Source organism: Kitasatospora sp. NPDC043950, assembly GCF_056435345.1.
The window spans coordinates 8636-25419 of the sequence record NZ_JBWKER010000034.1 but is presented as its reverse complement, the minus strand read 5'-3'; the positions used below and the strand labels follow the sequence as shown (position 1 = coordinate 25419).

Sequence of the window (16784 nt, the reverse complement as noted above, 5' to 3'; positions counted from 1 at the left end):
CCGGTATCGCTTTGCCTTTCGCTCTGTCCGTGGCCGCCCCCGGGCGTCGGTGCGATGTCCTCCTGGGTGTGTTCTCCTGGGTCGTGGTGGGTCTCGGTGGGTCGGGTGTGTGTACGGGCCGGGTCTGGTTCGGCCTGTGTGTCGATCTGGGTTGGGCGGAGACGCGACTCCGTGCCCGGCTCTGCCCCGTCGGTCGGTCCCGGGCTTCCGGCCCTGTGGTCTGAACCAGCTCCTGCCGGGCCGCCGGACGTGCCGGGGGTCCTTGTGTCGTTCGGTCGGGTCCGGGGGGTGTGCACTCACATGCGGACCGCGACCGTGCCCCGCTGGTTGTTCATCAGTATCGACAGCAGCGCGACTCCGAGGCCGGCTGCCGCCGGTCCCCCCACCGTGAGCGGCATCGTGTTCTCCCGGCGGCGGCGTTCCTCTTCCAGTTCGGTGGCCTGTGGTCCTGGGCGGTGGCCTCCTGTGCCGTCGTCATCTGAACGTGGGTGCTCATCGATCGGTCCTTCCTCGGTCCGTTCAGTGGTGCGCGGAGGGGTTGCCGTGCTGCTGGGCCTGGGCGGGCCGGTTGGGGGCCTGGCCGCCGGCCGGACCGGTGGACTGGTCGGGGTTGTACGGCGGCGGCACGTACTGGCCGGTGATCGTGCTCCGCCGTCCCTCCGGCGCCTGGAAGATCGACGCCGTGGCCGTCACCAGCGTTGTCGCGGTCGAGATCGTCATCAGTTGACGGGTGCTGAGCCTCGGCAGCGGGAAGTCCTCCGGTCGTTTGCGCGTGCCCGCCATCGCCGTCCGTCGCGTCCCCGGCGGCCCCCCCCGCCGGCACGCCCGGCCGCCGGCACGCCCGGGGGGCTGCCGGTCCACCGCGACCGTCTTGTCGAAGACCGGCCGCGGATCCGCGGATACGGCACCCGGGCGGGTGCGGAGCCCGCCCGCCCGGACCCTTGCGCATCTCACCCGGCCGCCCCGCAGGGGGTGCCCGGGATCAGCCGGTCCGCGATCCGGGCCGGCTCTCCTCCCGCCACTGCCGTACGGAGCGCACGATGTCCTGGCCGATCCGGTCCAGGAGGGCCGCGGCGTCGTCCATCCGGGCGCCGGCCGGTGTGCCGGGGCCGAGCGTTTCGGCGCCCTGGCGGGCGACGCCGGCGAGCGTCGTGTTCCGTTCGGCGCTGGCCAGCAGCGCCCGGTACCAGACGTCGTCGTCGATGACGTACCGCTCCCGGCGCTGCTGTTCGCCGCGTTCGCGGCGGATCAGCGCCTGGCCCTCCAGGTAGCCGACGGCCTTGGAGACGGCGGCCGGGCTGACCTGCAGCCGTTGCACCAGTTCGCCCGCGGTGAGGCTGCCGTCGTCGGTGACGTACAGGCACGCGAGGACCCGGGCGGCCATTCTGGGCAGGCCGCTGTGCACCAGCAGCTCGGCCAGTTCGTCGGCGAACTCGCGGACCGCCTGCGGGTCGCGGCCCTGGGCCGGCGGCGTGGCGGCGGCGACCCGTCGGGCGGTCGTGCCGCTGCGGCGGGAGCGCTGCGCGGTGGCGCGTTGGGCGTGTTCGGCCCGGTAGTCGCAGGGCCCGCCGTTGCGGGCGATCTCGCGGGTGACGGTCGAGGTCGGCCGTTCGATCTGCCGGGCGATCTCGCCGTAGCCCAGCCCTTCGGCCAGTCCGGCGGCGATCCGGTGGCGGTCCTGCGGGGTCAGCCTGGCTCCGGGCATCCGTCCTCGTCTCCTTCCGTCGCGTGAACAGTATCCGTCCGGCTCACCCGCTGTTGCAATGGGACTGCGACATTCTGTTGCATTCACCGGGAGAGTCATTGCAAGAATATTGCGGCATCTGCCTGCGTATACATCCATCATTGGCAGGTTTCGCATTGACCATTATGTGAATTTGCTCGTAGCTTCCTTCCCGAACCGCGACACCACATCGAGGGGGAACACGCCATGGGAACCACCACGCGCGCTGCCGTCGCCACCCTGCTCGCCGGGGCCGTGCTCGCCGGGGCCGTGCTGGCCGGTGCCGCCACCGCACCGGCGTTCGCCGCGCCCGCGCCGGACGGCGGGGGCGGGCACCCGGGGGTCCAGCGGGTGCTGGACCGGGCGGTGGCCACGGGCGGTCTGCCCGGCGCCGTCGCCGAGGTCCGGGACGGCCACCGCCGGTGGTTCGGCAGCGCGGGCGTCGCCGACCTCGCCACCGGGCGGGCCCGTCTCGCGCAGGACCGGTTCCGCATCGGCAGCACCACCAAGACCTTCGTCGCCACCGTCGTCCTCCAGCTCGCCGCCGAGGGGCGGCTGAGCCTCGACGACAGCGTGGAGCGCTGGCTGCCCGGCCTCCTGGGCGCCCCCGGCTACGACGGCGACCGGACCACCGTGCGCCAACTCCTCAACCACACCAGCGGCATCTACAACTACGCGATGGACGAGAAGGTCCGCCAGGAGGCGAGCGGCCTGCCCTTCCTCCGGCACCGCTTCGACGGCTACACCCCCGAACAGCTCGTCCGGATCGCGGTCGCCCACCGGCCCGACTTCGCGCCCGGCGCCGGCTGGACCTACTCCGACACCAACTACGTCCTCGCCGGCCTGATCGTCGAACGGGCCTCCGGCGCCACCCTGGCCGCGCAGATCAGGCAGCGGATCACCGCCCCGCTGGGCCTCACCGGCACCTACGAGCCCTCCTCCGGCGACACCGCCGTCCACGGGCCGCACGGGCGCGAGTACTCGCGTCTGGGGCTCACCGGGGCGAACGCCACCGCCTACGACGTGACGGAGCTGAGCCCGTCCTGGGGCTGGGCCGCCGGCGACATGATCTCCGACGTTCGCGACCTGAACACCTTCTTCGCCGCCCTGCTGGACGGGCGGCTCCTGCCGCCCGTCCAGCAGCGGGAGATGTTCACGATGGTCCCGACCGGGCACCAGTGGATCGACCAGGCGGACTACGGTCTGGGCGTCGCCGGCATCAGGCTCGACTGCGGCCCCACCGTCTGGGGCATGGGCGGCGCCGTCAACGGCTCGTGGTCCTACGCGTTCGGCACCCGCGACGGCCGGCACCTGCTCGCCACCAACGTCAACGGCGACTGGGTCGAGGGGAGTTGGCCGATCGCGGTGTTCACCTCCGAGCTGGAGGCGGAGTTCTGCCCCCGCTCGTGACGGCCCGGCTCGTGACGGCCCGGCTCGTGACGGCCGTCCGGCCGGGGGCGTCAGGGCAACGCGGCCGCCGTGCGCAGCGGCACCGAGCGTTCGCGGGTGTTGCGGCCCGGCCGGGCGGCGAGTTCCGGCTCGGCCCGGGCCTGGGTGGTGCGGCCGAGCCAGGTCAGCAGTTCGCCGTGTACGCCCGGGAGCAGGTGCGACCCCGAGAGCCGGCCGGAGGCGGCCAGTTCGTCGACCATGTGCAGCGTCGAACGGCGTGGTCGCGGATCGACACGGCGGGCGGACCGGGACCACTTTTTCGACGGACGCCGCCCTCCCGCGGGGCGCCGTCCCCTCCCGTCTGGCGGTGCTCAGGCCTGGCGGTGCTCCCGTCTGGCGGTGTTCAGGCTTGGCGGTGCTCACGTCTGGCGGTACGCGGCCGTCGCGATCTCGGCGAACGAGCGGACCAGCGGGTTGGTGTCGCCGTCGTTCCACACCGCGACCACCGGGCTGGGTGCCATGTCGGCCAGCGGGACCGTGGTGAGGTTCTCGGGCAGGTCGTGTCCGAGCAGCGGGGCCAGGCCGACGGTGCTGTTCCAGAGCACGGCCTGGAGGCATTCCTGGACGCCGCGTACCACGGGGCCCTCGCGTGGGGTGCCGCCGTTCCAGTACGACTGCCACCGGGGGTCGGTTCCCGGGGGGAACTGGAACCAGCGGCGGTCGGCCAGGTCGGCCAGTTCCAGGCGGCCGCGCCGGGCCAGTGGGTCGTCGGCGCGCAGGACCGCGCCGACCGGGTCGGTGCGCAGGACGCGCACCGCCAGGGCGGTGTCGTCGAACGGCGCGCGGGTCAGGGCGACGTCGACCAGTGCGGCGCGCAGTCCGCAGGTCGGGTCGGTCAGGTCGGTGTCGCGTACGCGGATCTCGACGCCGGGGTGGCCGCGGCGGAAGGCTGCCGCCAGCCTGGTGATGCCGGGGTCGGTGCCGTCGCCCAGGATGCCGACGGTCAGGGTCGCGGTGCCGGCCGCCGCGGCGACGCGCGCGCGCAGGCGCTCGGCCCGGTCGAGCAGGTCCCGTGCCTCGTCGAGCAGCACGGCCCCCGCCGGGGTGAGGGTGACACCGGCGGGGGAGCGGGCGAACAGCAGGGCGCCGCTCTCCTTCTCCAACTGCTTGATCGCCCGGCTCAGCGGCGGCTGGCTCATGTGCAGGCGGGTGGCGGCCCGGCCGAAGTGGAGTTCCTCGGCGACCGCCACGAAGTAGCGCAGGGTACGTAGCTCCACGCTGCGACGATACCCCCCGGGTATCGGCGTGGCGCAACGGGTCTTGGACACCGGCAGGGCCCCGGCGGTGGACTCGGAACATGACCGACACAGCGAAGACCAGCGAACCGCAGGCCGGCCCCACCGTATCGGTGGTCGCCCCCGGCGACGGCGAGACGATCGTCCTGGGCACCACGCGCATGCGCGTCCTGGAGGACGGCAGCCGCACCGGGCACCGCCTGGCGATGACCGAGTCCCTCCTCGCCCCGCACACCCCCGGACCGCCGCAGCACCGCCACGCCCGCCACGACGAAGGCTTCTACGTCATCTCCGGCACGGTGCGCTTCACCGTCGGGGACCTGCACCACGACGCGAGCGCGGGCACGTTCGTGATGGTCCCGCCCGGCGCCCCGCACACCTTCGCCAACGTGACCGACCACAGCGCCGTCATGCTCAGCGTGTTCACCCCCGACCTGTACGTGCAGTACTTCCGGGACCTGCGGGACATGACCGCCGATGGCAGGCCGCCGACCCCCGAGGCCGGCCTGCGCACGATGAGCCGCTACGCCACCGAGCCCGCCACCGACGTGGCCTGAAGCCCACGGCCACCCGCCAGCGGTGACCGTGAAAGGACGTCATGACTGCGATTTCTCGGTTTGGTGTCAGTGGTGGTGAGAGTCGGTAGTGCTTCGAGGCATGTGGTCCAGGTTCTTGCTGGTCGGGCTGGATTCGGTGCGGGTGGCCGGCTGACAGGCTGACTGTCGCGGGGTGAGAGGCCAGGGGCCTGTTGTGCTGTCGTGGGGCTTTATCTCGCTGCGGCTGGTGCTGTCTTGGGTTTGAGAGATCTAACGCTCAGATCTGTGGGGCGTCGCTTGGATCTCGGGTATGGGAGACGGCGGTGGTGGGGGTGTGGGGCGGGGGTTGCCGCGGGCGTTGGTGGTGCGACGTCTGGTGGAGCGGCAGGCGGCTGGTGAGCTGACGTCGCGGCACGTGAGGGCGGTGGCGGACATGGTGGGGGTGTCGGTGCGCACGGTGTGGCGGTGGCTGGCGACGGCGAAGGCGACCGGGGAGGTCGACAGAGCGCCCGCCCGTCAGGGCTACGCATTGTCGGATGAGACGTGGACGTTGCTGGCCGCTTCGGGGGGCAACGTCGCTGAGCTGTGCCGCCGCATGGTCAACGCTGCTGGCGGCGCCGACACGGGTGTGCCGCCGCGTTCCGCCGCCGCTCCCCGCGCACCGCCGACCACCACGGCCTGTTCGCGAACTGCTTCGGCACCACGCCACGCTTCGAGGCCCTCGTCGCCGACGCGGGTATCGCGATCCCCGCCTTGGTCCATCCCCACCCCGGGGACGACTGGCACACCACCGCCCGCTGCTGGCACCTGCACACCCCCGCCTCGCCCACCCCGGATGTCCTGCCGCGCCTTGTGGAGTTAAGCCCGTGACCGCCCCAGCCCCGCCGCCCGGCGCCAGCCCGCTCGCCTTCGATCTCACGTTCCTGCGCGAGCGCGCCATGGACTGCCGACTGGGCGATTACGAGCTGACCGCGCTGACCGGCATCCCCACCGCCGACTGGGACACCCACCTCACCCCGCAGACCCTCTCCGCCGAGGCGCTGATCCACCTGGCCCGCGCCCTCGCCACCTCCCCGGAATCCCTCCTGCGCACCCCCGCCCAGGACCCACGCCCCGCCCCTGCGGCGGCCGCCCACGCCACCGTGCTGCACGCGGCCCTCATGGAGGCTGGCCGCATCCACCCCGACGACCTGGCCTGTGCCCTGGAATGGCCCGCCCACCGTCTGGGGCGCGCCGCCACCGCCCTGGCCGCACACCTCGAGCAGCACCACAGCCCCACCGGCTCGTCCACACCGACACCAGCATCCACCTGGCCACCACGCCCGGGCTGCTCACCGGCAGACAACGGCAGAACCTGCACGGCGCCGGCCACACCGCCGCCTCCCTCAGCCCACTTGAGGCAGCGGCCGTCACTCACCTGCTGCACCGCACCGCCTGTGGTCTGCCCCTGGACCTGTCACCCGAGCAGATCCCGCGCCTGGCCAACCGCTGCCTGCTCGCCCCCACCGGCGGGCAGCCCACCATCCACCCCGACGTGCTGTTCGCCCTCGGCCTGGCCCCCCATCCCCTCACGGACAACCCCGCTCCAACCGACAGCCAAATCCCTGGCCACCGCGTCGCCGTGGCAGACCCGCAAGAGCTCCGGCATGCCGACCACCCGGCCGCGGTTCTCGCCGATTCCGTGGCCAGGCCCATGCCCGCCGGAGCCATACCGCAGCCACCGGGATCGCGATGACGACGCGTCCGGCCGCCGCACCCGCCGCCACTACCGGGCAGTGGCGGCCCACCTGGTCACCGCGACCAGGAAACCCGGACCTGCCCGCGCTCACCGTGGTGCACGACGCACACGACGACCACGCCTTCATGTCGGCGGCCCTGACCGCCCACACCCCGGCGCTGGGCCGCATCACCGTCCACCCCACCTCCGTGGCCACCGCTCCCGCATCCCTGGCCCACGACCTCCTGCGCAGTCTGAACAAGCACCTGCTCCCGGGAAGCGAAGAGGCCGACCACTGGGCCGGTCGAACCGCCACCGCCTGGCGCGTTGTCGTTGCCTGGACCACCGCCCTGCACATCGGACACGTCATCGTCACCCGCGCCCACCGCATCAGCCCCCGTCACTTCGAGCACCTCTTCGGCCTGCTGGAACTCACCGGGATCCACCTGACCCTGCTGTGCCATGGCCCCCTCCCGCCCGCGCTCGCCTCCGCCCTGACCGTCCTGCCGTATCACGGCGTGCACACCCTGGACGGCGCCCGCCCCGCCGTCAGCACACGACTCCCGCCACCGCCCACCGACCGGTACGCCTGGTGGGAGGCCGCCACACACATCCCACCCCACGCGGACGAGCCGGGCCTCATCCAGCCCACGCACAGCCCGCCCGACCACGGCCGATTGGACGCTGCCAGCCGCCGTTTGGGCCGCACGCTGCTCGCACTGCCCGTCGGCGGCCGACTTCCACCCGAACCCGACCATGCAACGGTCCTGCTCACCCACCGGCTTCACACACGCATCGCCCACCCGCTGCATGCTGCCGCGCTGGCACAGCGGATTGCCACCGGACGCTCCGACGCGCCGCTCCAGTTGTCCGTCGTCCGCGCCGAGGGCGGTGGCGATCTTCCCGTACCGCCCTGGGCAGCCGACCTGATTTCCGCAGCCTGCCGCTTCGCGGAGCTGGACGGGAGGCCGCCCGGCCGTCAAAGCATGCAACTCGCCCCTTGGGACAGGAGAGCCGTGGACGAAGCAGCCCACATCTGCGGCCTGCTCGGGCATCGGCTTCTCAGCGGGGGTCAAGCGCGTTCCAGCCCGCCGCGTACACGTGCTCACCTGAAAGAATGAATCAACCGGATACAGTCCCACGCGCCACCCCGCCTACCCGATGCTGGGGGCATGGCAGAACGTCCCCGGGATTTGTGGTCTCAACTCAACACGGCGGTCACGCACATTGGCCTGTCAGCGCCTGGCGCGGTGAGTGCCCGATCCCGAGGCAGGACAACCGTCATCACGGGAAATCAGGTGCGCACTGTCACCCTGGTGCTGTCCGGTCACACATCCGCCACGACCACCGCCGTGCAGGACCACTTCGGGTGGCCTGTGTGGGACGCGCCCGCCATACCCACCCAGGACCACGACTGGAAGGCCGTCTTCAACCCGGCCAACCGCACCTTCGAAGGCTTCTACAACGAGTCACGGTATAGCGCCCACCCGGAGATCGCCCGCATCGCGGTACCCGTCCGTCTCACCGACGACATGTGGCGCATGCTCGAGAAGACCGGAGCCGTCGTCATGTGCGTCGGCCTGACGGGAGACCCGACACCACAGGCCATCGCCACCGGAGTCCAGCAGCGCCAGTTCCACGCAGCCCTCGTTGAGGCGCTGTTCCGCTGAGCGCCCACACAGCGCGCGAACGGTTGGTCGCCGATCAGGCCCGCGTGAGCAGGGGACGGTAGGAGCCACAGCCGGATTTGGTGGCCACAGTCCAGCCACCAGGAAACTCGGTACAGCCGCGAGACTTGGCCAGCCACCACCACAGCAGCGAGCCATGCCGCAGCTGTGGAGATCGAGCCCGTCGCAGCATCGCAGTGCGCCAGGCGCCGGACAGGCCGGAAACCGGGGACACCGGGGCCGGCGGGAAACAGGCCCACGGTGCTTGGCGGACTGGCGAACTGGCCCCTGCAGGGCGGCGTTCGAACATGCGACAGCTTATTTGCAGAGCTGCGTGACGGCTGCCGAACCAGTGCTATGTTGTCGCCACGGGGGAGCGGCAGAGGCGCCCGGACGCCGGTCGCAAACCATCGGCCGGACTGCAGGAGCGCGCCGTTCGGACAAGCGCGATCAATAGTGGGCAACGTGGCGCAAGCTGGTTCGCATTCGGCCGCAGGCCAGATGACCGGGTATCTCTACCAGTGCGAACTGGCTCTGCTGGAACTCGCGCGCCGTAGCTGGGAGGACGCTTCCTGCTCCGTCCGGATGGAAGTCCTCGACGACATCGAGTTCCTGGACCCCGACAACCACACCCCACTGGAGCTGATCCAGTCCAAGCACCGCGAAGCGGCGGGTCCGTTGAGCGAGGCTGGCAAGGACCTCTGGCGCTCGGTCGCCTCCTGGATCGATGCCCTGGAAGCCATCTCAACCCCCTTGAGCACAGCGATGCCGCTGCTGCGCCTGGTCTCGACCCAGGTCGCTCCCGCAGGGACCTTTCTCTCGATGCTCCGCTCCGGAGCCCATCGGGACACTCGTGCCGCACTGACTCGGATGGAGAAGGTCGCCGGAGACGAGAACGGTGCGGACGGTACGGCGAAAGACCGCAAACTGTTCATGTCGCTCAGCCCGTCGCAGCGCCATCAACTGGTTGACGCCATCACGGTCGATGACGGTGCCCCGGTGATGTCGGACCTGAACCCTAGTCTGGCCAAAGAGTTGGGGATCACGCCGAGCGACCATGCTCAAGCCGCTCTCGACGACATCAAAGGGTGGTGGTACGGCATGGCGATCGGACTGCTGGAGCGCAGGAACCCCAAGCGTAAGAGACCCGCGGTCAGCGCCCAGGAGCTCATGTGCCGCAGGGACGAAGTCCTCGACCGGTACGCCGGAAGGAACCTTCCGATTACCGAGACCCTGCGCAACCTCACCCAGGCCGAGATCGCTGGCTACGAGGACCAGCTCGTCGTGACTCAGATGCGATGGATCGGCTTGCCCGATCCCGAGATCGCCATGCACCTGCGCGAGTATCACTACGCACGCGCCCAACGCTCCGAATGGCTGCGCACCTTCAAGATCACACCCGAGCGGCTCGGCGAGTACGAGCAGGAGCTACACGACGAGTGGGAACACGTCTTCCGCCGTCGCACCCGCCGCCTCCACGGTGACATGACCGGACCCGAACGCGAGTCCCTCGGTCAGGACGTACTGGACGACACCATGGATAGGGCCGCCGACAGACCTGCTCGCCCCGGCAGCATCACCGCACCGTGGATCGGCCGCGGCACCGTGCACAGCCTGGCCGATCAAGCGGACACCGCAGACCCGGACCGTGCCATCGGTTGGCACCCTGACTACAGGAACCTGTGCGAGCCCCGGAAAGAGGCACAGGACCAGTGACCACCAACCTTCATCACGGCGTTCCTGAGGCAGAAGCCCTCTTCAACCCCGCCTTCGGGGCCTACCTCCTGGCCAGCAGCGTCCACGCTGCGGTCAAGAAAGCGGAGAGCCCTCTGCCGTGGCCCAGCGCCTTCCTCGTCCTCCCGCTCATCCTTCCCGAGGACACCCGGCGCTCCCTGCCGGGCAAGTCCACCGTGACCCTCATGGCCTGGGCTCACGCCAACCCGCGCCACCAGGCGGCCTTCGCTGAACGAGCTGCTGCACTGACCGACTACACCCGAGCCAGCCTGCGGACTGCCCTGCGCCACCAGGCCATAGGCACCAGCCCTCAAGGCCTGACATGCCCCCGCGCTCCGAAGCCCTCCTCACAGGCCCCCGGAGAGGAGGTCGCCGAATGCGCACGCGCGGCCGTACTCGTCGGCCGCTGGCTTGCCGCGACAGACCCGGCCCGCGCCTTCACCGTCCTCGGCGTCCGTCCCTGACCCGCCCCGTACAAGGAGTTCCAGAACCGCCATGCAGCTGCTCGCCCTGGCCATGTACCACCGCGACGGCGGGACAGCCCCGAGAGTCCTGCGCTTCCGTCCCGGGGCGCTGAACGTCATCACGGGTGAGTCCGAGACCGGGAAGTCCGAGGTGCTCGACATCGTCGACTACTGCCTTGGGCGGAGAACACCGAACCTGCCCGACGAACCGATCGACCAGACCGTCGGCTGGTACGCACTCCTCGTCGTCTTCGACGACGAAAGCCGCATGGTCTTGGCCCGGCCCCGTCCCACCGGAGCCTCCACCCTCCACGCCATGGTGCAGACCGGCGACAGCCGTCTCGATCTTCCCGCGATTGGCGAACTCGCCCCCAACTCCAATGTGGCGGCTCTGCGCAGTGAGGTCAGCGCCCGGCTCGGGATCGAGGACTTCCGTTTCCAACCACCCTCCGGCGCCGGGCGACACCCCTTCGACGTCTCGATCGCCCACGCTGCTCTCCTCTGCTTCCAGAACCAGAACGAGATCGCCGACAAGAAAGCCCTGTTCCACCGGCAGACCGAAACTGGGATGGCGCAGACGCTCAAAGACACACTGCCTTACTTCCTCGGAGCCGCCGGCCCCGAACAAGCCCTCCGGCGCCACCACCTCACGGAAGCCGCCCGTGCGCAGCGCGCGGCGCAACGCAAGTACGACGATGCCCTACGCCACCAGGCCGCAACCGACGCGAACGGGCTCGCACTGGTGCGCCTCGCACAGAATGAGGGACTGCTCACCGACGTTCCCGCCGCACCGAACACCGCCCAGGTCGTCGATCTTCTGCAGCAGGCACTGGCCGCCTCGCCGCGGACCGCAGCACCGCTGAACCTGTCCGACCAGCGCCAGGGGCTGAACGACGAGCGCCGTACGCTGCGCGATCAGCTCCAGGAGCACGACGAGGCCCTGGCGACAGTCGACCGCTGGCAGCAGCAGGGCCGCGCTTTCAGCGGGGAACTCCACCTCCAGCTCGACCGCCTCAAGACGCTCGCGCTGCTCGGCCCCGAGCACCAGCACGACACGAGCGTCTGCCCGATGTGCACCCAGCCTCTTCCGCAACCCGACCCGTCAGCGCAGGACATCGCCGCGCTCACCGGGCACCTGGCTGAGGAGCTCGCCCACGCGCAGACTCTGCAGCCTGTTCGTGAAGAGCACCGACGCGCCTTGCAGGCCGAACGCGACAGCGTCGCCGAACGCCTCCGGCTCAACGGTGTGCAGCTGCGAGAACTGCTGACCAGCGACGAACGGATGCGCAATCTTCAGGAGCAGAACCTCCGCATTGCGCACATCCAGGGACGAATCGCCGAAGCCCTAACCCGTACTGGTTCGGACAGCGACATCAGCCGACTGCGTCATGACCTGGCCTTGGCCGAGGAACGAACCGCAGCACTCCAAGTCCTCGCGGACGAGGACGATGTAGCCGCCGAGACCGAACGGTGCCTGGCCGGCATCGCCACCGACATGACTGCTTGGGCGAAGCGACTCAAACTCGGACAGGCGGCAGACGCGACAGAGGTGAGCATCAGCCTCAATCTGCTCAACGTCGTCGTCCGGCGCCCGGCCGGCCGACTGCCACTCACCCGGATCGGCAGCGCCAAGAATTGGATCGGCTACCACCTCGTGGCCCATCTCGCCCTGCACACCTATCTGCGGCGCAACAATCGGCCTGTACCCGGTTTCCTCATGCTTGACCAGCCCACGCAAGCCTTCTTCCCCGAGAAGCCGCGCGACGCCTCGAAGATCCAGGACGCCGACTGGACCACTGTCACCGCCTACTTCAGCCTCCTCAACGAGGTGGCACAACTCAACAAGGGCAACCTCCAGATCATCGTCAGCGACCACGCCAACCTGCCCGACGCCTGGTTCCAAGACGCGGTCATCGCTAACTGGCGCCCCAATGACGACGGAAGCCGAAACGCCCTCGTTCCCCCGGGGTGGCTCGGCTGACGGACCATGGGCCGCCGGAAGCGGCCTCCGGTGCCAGTGCTGCATGTTAGGTGCCGCCCGGTAGGCCCTCTGCGCAGTCGGAAGGAAGACCTGGCTGACGCTCCCCTGTTGACCGGATCCTCCAACCTGTGACTGGTCGTCATGGCCAAGAATGCTGACTGCGGTTGCGGCTGCGCCGGTTGGACCCGGTGGCGCGGACCATGCCCGTGGCCAGGGCGGGGCCCTGCCGGAGCGGAATCGGGACCTGGGGGCATGGCACCGCCGGTAGGTGCTGCTTATCGGCCCGACGTGACCGGCAACATGCCGGTTGACGGTCTGAATCAAGGCAACAGCCGGTAGACCGACGAAGACTTCGAGGGGCGCGCGGCGGTGCTGCGTGCCCCCTTTCCTTTTGGGATCCCACAGGAGATATGTGTAGTATTTGGTTAGGTCCTACTATTTGGGAGTCTGTGGTGAGGGTCAGCTTCGGTGGTGAGCGGGTTGAGGTGCCCGACGACCTGGGCCGGGCGCTGCTCGCGGCCCTGCGCGGCGAGCGTCTGGTGGAACCGCCGCAAGCCGCCGACTTCGACGACCTGACCGCCCTGGTGGCCTGCATCAGCCGGGTCACCCAGCACCTGAACGTGGTCAAGGAACTGGCGATGTCCCGCGCGGACGCCAGCGACAGCTACTCCAACCGGCGCGCCCTGGGCATCGCGGCCGCCATGGCACCCTCCCAACTGGGCCGGGTCCTGGAGGGCCACGGACTCCCGCGCGACCGCCGCGCCGGCGGAGTGGACCTGGCCGTCGCCTTCCGCACCACCGACGACAGCGTCCTCCACCTGGCCGCCGAGGACGACGTGGCCGGCCTGCCCTCGTTCACCCTGCCACCCAACCCCGCCCAGAGCGGGGCCGAACCCACGGAGTTCGCCGGCCGGGAGCTCGAGTTCTACTACCGCCCCCAGGTCCCGATCGCGGTGGCCGACCTCGGACGCACCGCCGGCTACACCCTGCGCCCCGAGCAGGGCCCGATCGCCTGCCTCACCGAGCAGGTCTTCGACGCCCTGTTCGGCGACCCGCGGATCGACCCGACCCGACCCAACGGACGCTGAGGAGACCGACCCTGATGTCCGACGACCTGTTCAACTCCGTCGACGCCCTGCTCGCGGCCGTGCACACCGGCCTGCCGCTCCCGGCCGAGCGGGCACGGCTGCGCCTGGCGGCCGGGCTGACGCCCGCGCAGATTGCCGCGGCTCTGCGGGTGGATTCGGCCCTGGTGACGGGCTGGGAGGACGGCAGCGCCGTCCCGGGCCCGGACATCGCCCCGTCCTACGCGCGACTCCTTGACGGCCTCGCCGCCCGCTTTCCCGCGCCCGAGCAACCCGCCTCCACGCAACCCGCCTCCACGCAGCCTGCCTCCCCGGTCCTGGCCGTGCCGCAGGCGCATCCCGCCTCGGCGCCCGCCCAGCAGGCCGCCGAGGCGCCCGTTGTCCCGGTGCTCGACCAGAACCCGGACGGCTCGCTGGTGATGGGCCCGGCCGCGCCGTGCGTGCAGTGCGGCCAGCCCTCCGTCTACCGCGCCCAGGGCCACCCGATGCACCTAGGCGGCTTCTGCCGCCCCGCAGCCCCGGTGACCGAGGCCGCCGCTGCGGTCACCCAGCAGCCGGCCCCGGCCCAGGCCCCGCCCGCTCCGGCGCCCGTCGCCGCCCCGACCACGCCCGCAGCTGCTCCTGCTCCGGTCTCCTTGGTGCCGGTCCGGCCCGCGCCGACCGCAGCCCGGACCCAGTTGGCCAGGCCGCGTCCGGCGGCGTCCCGTCCCGCTGGCCGTCCGGCTGCGCCGCGTCCAGCCGCCCCGTCTTCTGCTGCCGCGCGTTGGTGGCCGGCGGTCGCGCTGGACGCCGCCGAGGATGGCGGCTGGGTCCTGGATGTGCCGCAGGTCCCGGCCCCGGCCGGGCCGAAGCTGGGCGACTGGTTCGCGTGGCTGGGCACCGGGCTGCCGTTGCGCGTCGAGCGCGCCCACTCGGCCGGGCGCGGCGGCGACGGCATGGTTTGCCTGACCGCTGCCGCGCTCAAGCAGCTGGGACTGCCCGCCGCCCTGCCGACCACGGAGAAGGCCCTGACCGCGCTCCACACGAAGCTGGCGAAGGCCGCCGCCACGGTGGGCATGGAGATCAGCGACCAGATCGGACCGTCCTTCCACGTCTTCCGCCGCACCGGATCGGCCGGCGGCCCGAAGACCTCGGTCCGGGTCACGGTGGCGCCGTGGCTGGGCCAGGGCGACGGCCGCCAGCAGGCCGTCAGCGCCCTCGCCGCCCCGTTGGCCACCGCCCCCGACGGCACCAAGGACGGGCTGACCCTGGCCCGCCGCTACCGCGCCTTCACCGCCGACCTCGGCGTCGCCCCCGGCGCGACCACCGCCTCCACCGCGATGCTGCTCCTGGACGCGGTGCGCCCCCGCGTGGAGTGGGTCAAGGACCAGACGACGGGGGAGTGGTCCTCGCACCCGCGCGAGGGAGCCCTGCCCTCGGGTGACCTGTGCGTGCCGCCGGCCGCCGGGGCCCGCCACCCGCTGACCCGCGAACTGCTCTCGCGCGGCGAGGCGGTGTGCGAGGAGGAGGACTACAAGCGGTGGGCCCGCACCCTCACCGCCGAGGAGGCCCGGCGTCCGTGGGCGGTCGCGGTCGACGTCTGCGCCAGCTACCTCTCGGTCACTGACTCCCTGCGCCTGCCCATCGGCCCGTACGCGTACGCGGAGCACCCGGCCTGGGACGGCGGCAAGACCGCCGGCCTGTGGTGGTGCGACTTCACCGGCATCGAGGTCGATCCCCTGCTGCCGCACCCGGCCACCTTCCACGGCCAGGCGCCGACCGGCCCGGGCTGGTACGCCACCGTGACGGTCGCCTACATGGCCACCACCTACAACTTTGACCCGGCGACCATCAGCGCCGCCTACCTGGCCGCCCACACCGCGCCGTTGCTCAAGGAATGGACCGGCCGCATCCGCGGCGGCTACAAGCGCACCTACGCCCACCTCGGCCTGTTCGACGGCCAGAACCCCGAGGAGTTCCTGGCCGCCTACGCCGTGCACAAGGACGTCGGCACCGACCCGGTCCGCGCGGACGCCATGGTTCTCGCGGGCAGCTACAAGAACGTCTACAAGGGCGGCATCGGGAAGTGGGCCGACTCCGCCCGCCACCTGGACGACCAGGTGTGGCTGGAGAAGATCGCCGCGTCCTGGTCCTACGACCCCGCGCTGCGCTTCCAGGTCATCGCCGCCGCCCGCATCGCCGCCCACCGCCGCCTGCGCAAGACCCTGCTGCTCACCGGCCGGGCCCCGATCGCGGTCAACGTGGACAGCTACCTGTACGCCACCGACGCCCCGTCCCCGCTGGAGCTGCTCCCGGTCAAGGACGACGGCACCCCGGTCCCCGGCGCGCTGCGGCTGGGCATCGCCCCGGGCAGCCACAAGCACGAGGCCTCGATCCCGCTGACGGCCGTGGTCGAGGCGATGGAGCGCCGGGAGCACCCCTCCAAGCTGGTCCACCACTACACCACCGACGGCACCCCGATCGGCCCGGAGCAGAACGACGGGACCGCCGGCACCGGCAACGACGATGAGGAAGGCGGGAACTGATGGCGGGCGGGTTGTTCGGTCGGGTGCGCGAGGCGCTGTTCCCCTCCCGGAAGGCGCCGGTGCAGTCCACCACGCAGGCCGGGCAGGTGCGGGACCGCAAGTACGGCGGGAACACCAAGGCCATGGCATCCGCCTATGGCGTCGCCCCGCGCACCGTGCTGCGCTGGATCGACGGCACCCGCCGCCCCAAGGGAGAGGACGCCCAGCGGCTCCAGCGCGAGGCGGTCGACGTGCAGACCACCGAGCGCGGCCGGGAGCGCAAGGCCAAGCAGCTCGCGCAGCGCGGCACCGTCTCGGGCATCGGAGCCAGGGTCGGCCGCGCCGTGAACTTCGAGATCCGCGGCTCGGACGCCGTCCGAGCCCGTGACATCCACCTGAACCTGACGGGCGAACAGGCTGCCGCCCTGGCCCTCGCCGAGGACGAGGACGAAGCGCGCGCCATCATCGGCCAGGCCCTCGCCGACTACTTCAACGGCGGCGTCGGCTACGGAGGCTTCTCGGCCGACGACTTCGAATTCGACGCAGGCGACTTCGACCTGCGCTGACCGACTCCATCGAATGCTCAACTAGCCCACCACAGAAGCTGGTTCTGGGCCACTGGTCGCGTGTTTTTGGCGGGGCGCGGGTTTACGCCAACACCCCAAAGAAAAAGAAAAAAAAGCCCCCCC

General features: G+C 71.1%; 14 protein-coding genes. 10 read left to right on the top strand and 4 right to left on the bottom strand.

Features of this window, described 5'->3' with window-relative positions:
* Positions 1–519 precede the first annotated feature (519 nt).
* Both AC07BF_RS22725 and AC07BF_RS22720 read right to left on the bottom strand, forming a co-directional pair.
* On the bottom strand, positions 520–720 hold the full coding sequence (locus tag AC07BF_RS22725; RefSeq protein WP_478333842.1) for a hypothetical protein: 201 nt from the start codon (positions 718–720) through the stop codon (positions 520–522).
* A 262-nt stretch (positions 721–982) separates the two neighbouring features.
* Complete coding sequence (locus AC07BF_RS22720; protein ID WP_478333841.1) at positions 983–1705, bottom strand: GbsR/MarR family transcriptional regulator; 723 nt, start codon at positions 1703–1705, stop codon at positions 983–985.
* A gap of 225 nt (positions 1706–1930) precedes the next feature.
* Here AC07BF_RS22720 and AC07BF_RS22715 point away from each other — a divergent pair, with 225 nt between their 5' ends.
* Positions 1931–3133: a serine hydrolase domain-containing protein gene (locus AC07BF_RS22715; RefSeq protein ID WP_478333840.1), complete on the top strand. Its 1203-nt coding sequence runs from the start codon at positions 1931–1933 to the stop codon at positions 3131–3133.
* Positions 3134–3183: 50 nt separating this feature from the next.
* Here AC07BF_RS22715 and AC07BF_RS22710 read toward each other — a convergent pair whose 3' ends face one another.
* Positions 3184–3372: a hypothetical protein gene (locus AC07BF_RS22710; protein WP_478333839.1), complete on the bottom strand. Its 189-nt coding sequence runs from the start codon at positions 3370–3372 to the stop codon at positions 3184–3186.
* A gap of 159 nt (positions 3373–3531) precedes the next feature.
* Positions 3532–4389 (bottom strand): LysR family transcriptional regulator, encoded by an 858-nt coding sequence (locus AC07BF_RS22705; RefSeq protein WP_363631007.1) that lies wholly within the window; start codon positions 4387–4389, stop codon positions 3532–3534.
* Positions 4390–4469: 80 nt separating this feature from the next.
* On the opposite strand from AC07BF_RS22705, the gene AC07BF_RS22700 reads away from it, so the two are divergent.
* The 9 genes from AC07BF_RS22700 (at position 4470) to AC07BF_RS22660 (ending at position 16661) form a co-directional block, all read left to right on the top strand.
* Positions 4470–4964, top strand: coding sequence for a cupin domain-containing protein (locus tag AC07BF_RS22700; protein WP_400986899.1), 495 nt, complete (start codon positions 4470–4472; stop codon positions 4962–4964).
* A gap of 1710 nt (positions 4965–6674) precedes the next feature.
* Positions 6675–7781 (top strand): hypothetical protein, encoded by a 1107-nt coding sequence (locus AC07BF_RS22695; protein ID WP_478317902.1) that lies wholly within the window; start codon positions 6675–6677, stop codon positions 7779–7781.
* A gap of 177 nt (positions 7782–7958) precedes the next feature.
* Positions 7959–8330 (top strand): hypothetical protein, encoded by a 372-nt coding sequence (locus AC07BF_RS22690; RefSeq protein ID WP_478333838.1) that lies wholly within the window; start codon positions 7959–7961, stop codon positions 8328–8330.
* A 462-nt stretch (positions 8331–8792) separates the two neighbouring features.
* Positions 8793–10043: an ABC-three component system protein gene (locus AC07BF_RS22685; RefSeq protein WP_478317904.1), complete on the top strand. Its 1251-nt coding sequence runs from the start codon at positions 8793–8795 to the stop codon at positions 10041–10043.
* Positions 10040–10525 (top strand): three component ABC system middle component, encoded by a 486-nt coding sequence (locus tag AC07BF_RS22680; protein WP_400986909.1) that lies wholly within the window; start codon positions 10040–10042, stop codon positions 10523–10525. The genes AC07BF_RS22685 and AC07BF_RS22680 overlap by 4 nt, the downstream gene beginning before the upstream one ends.
* 31 nt (positions 10526–10556) lie before the next feature.
* Entirely contained in the window at positions 10557–12506 is a 1950-nt protein-coding gene (locus AC07BF_RS22675) for a DUF3732 domain-containing protein (RefSeq protein WP_400986911.1), read from the top strand.
* Positions 12507–12991: 485 nt separating this feature from the next.
* Positions 12992–13594 (top strand): hypothetical protein, encoded by a 603-nt coding sequence (locus AC07BF_RS22670; protein ID WP_400812111.1) that lies wholly within the window; start codon positions 12992–12994, stop codon positions 13592–13594.
* A 14-nt stretch (positions 13595–13608) separates the two neighbouring features.
* The gene (locus tag AC07BF_RS22665) at positions 13609–16116 is read left to right on the top strand and encodes a helix-turn-helix domain-containing protein (RefSeq protein ID WP_478333837.1); all 2508 of its coding nucleotides are present in this window, start codon (positions 13609–13611) and stop codon (positions 16114–16116) included.
* Entirely contained in the window at positions 16116–16661 is a 546-nt protein-coding gene (locus AC07BF_RS22660) for a hypothetical protein (protein WP_478333836.1), read from the top strand. Before AC07BF_RS22665 ends, AC07BF_RS22660 begins: the two co-directional genes overlap by 1 nt.
* The last annotated feature ends 123 nt before the right edge of the window (positions 16662–16784 follow it).

Bases quoted from the DNA above. Each gene is read 5' to 3' on its own strand.
- AC07BF_RS22725 (WP_478333842.1), bottom strand. From the start codon at position 720: ATGACGATCTCGACCGCGACAACGCTGGTGACGGCCACGGCGTCGATC.
- AC07BF_RS22720 (WP_478333841.1), bottom strand. From the start codon at position 1,705: ATGCCCGGAGCCAGGCTGACCCCGCAGGACCGCCACCGGATCGCCGCC.
- AC07BF_RS22715 (WP_478333840.1), top strand. From the start codon at position 1,931: ATGGGAACCACCACGCGCGCTGCCGTCGCCACCCTGCTCGCCGGGGCC.
- AC07BF_RS22710 (WP_478333839.1), bottom strand. From the start codon at position 3,372: ATGGTCGACGAACTGGCCGCCTCCGGCCGGCTCTCGGGGTCGCACCTG.
- AC07BF_RS22700 (WP_400986899.1), top strand. From the start codon at position 4,470: ATGACCGACACAGCGAAGACCAGCGAACCGCAGGCCGGCCCCACCGTA.
- AC07BF_RS22695 (WP_478317902.1), top strand. From the start codon at position 6,675: ATGACGACGCGTCCGGCCGCCGCACCCGCCGCCACTACCGGGCAGTGG.
- AC07BF_RS22675 (WP_400986911.1), top strand. From the start codon at position 10,557: ATGCAGCTGCTCGCCCTGGCCATGTACCACCGCGACGGCGGGACAGCC.
- AC07BF_RS22665 (WP_478333837.1), top strand. From the start codon at position 13,609: ATGTCCGACGACCTGTTCAACTCCGTCGACGCCCTGCTCGCGGCCGTG.
- AC07BF_RS22660 (WP_478333836.1), top strand. From the start codon at position 16,116: ATGGCGGGCGGGTTGTTCGGTCGGGTGCGCGAGGCGCTGTTCCCCTCC.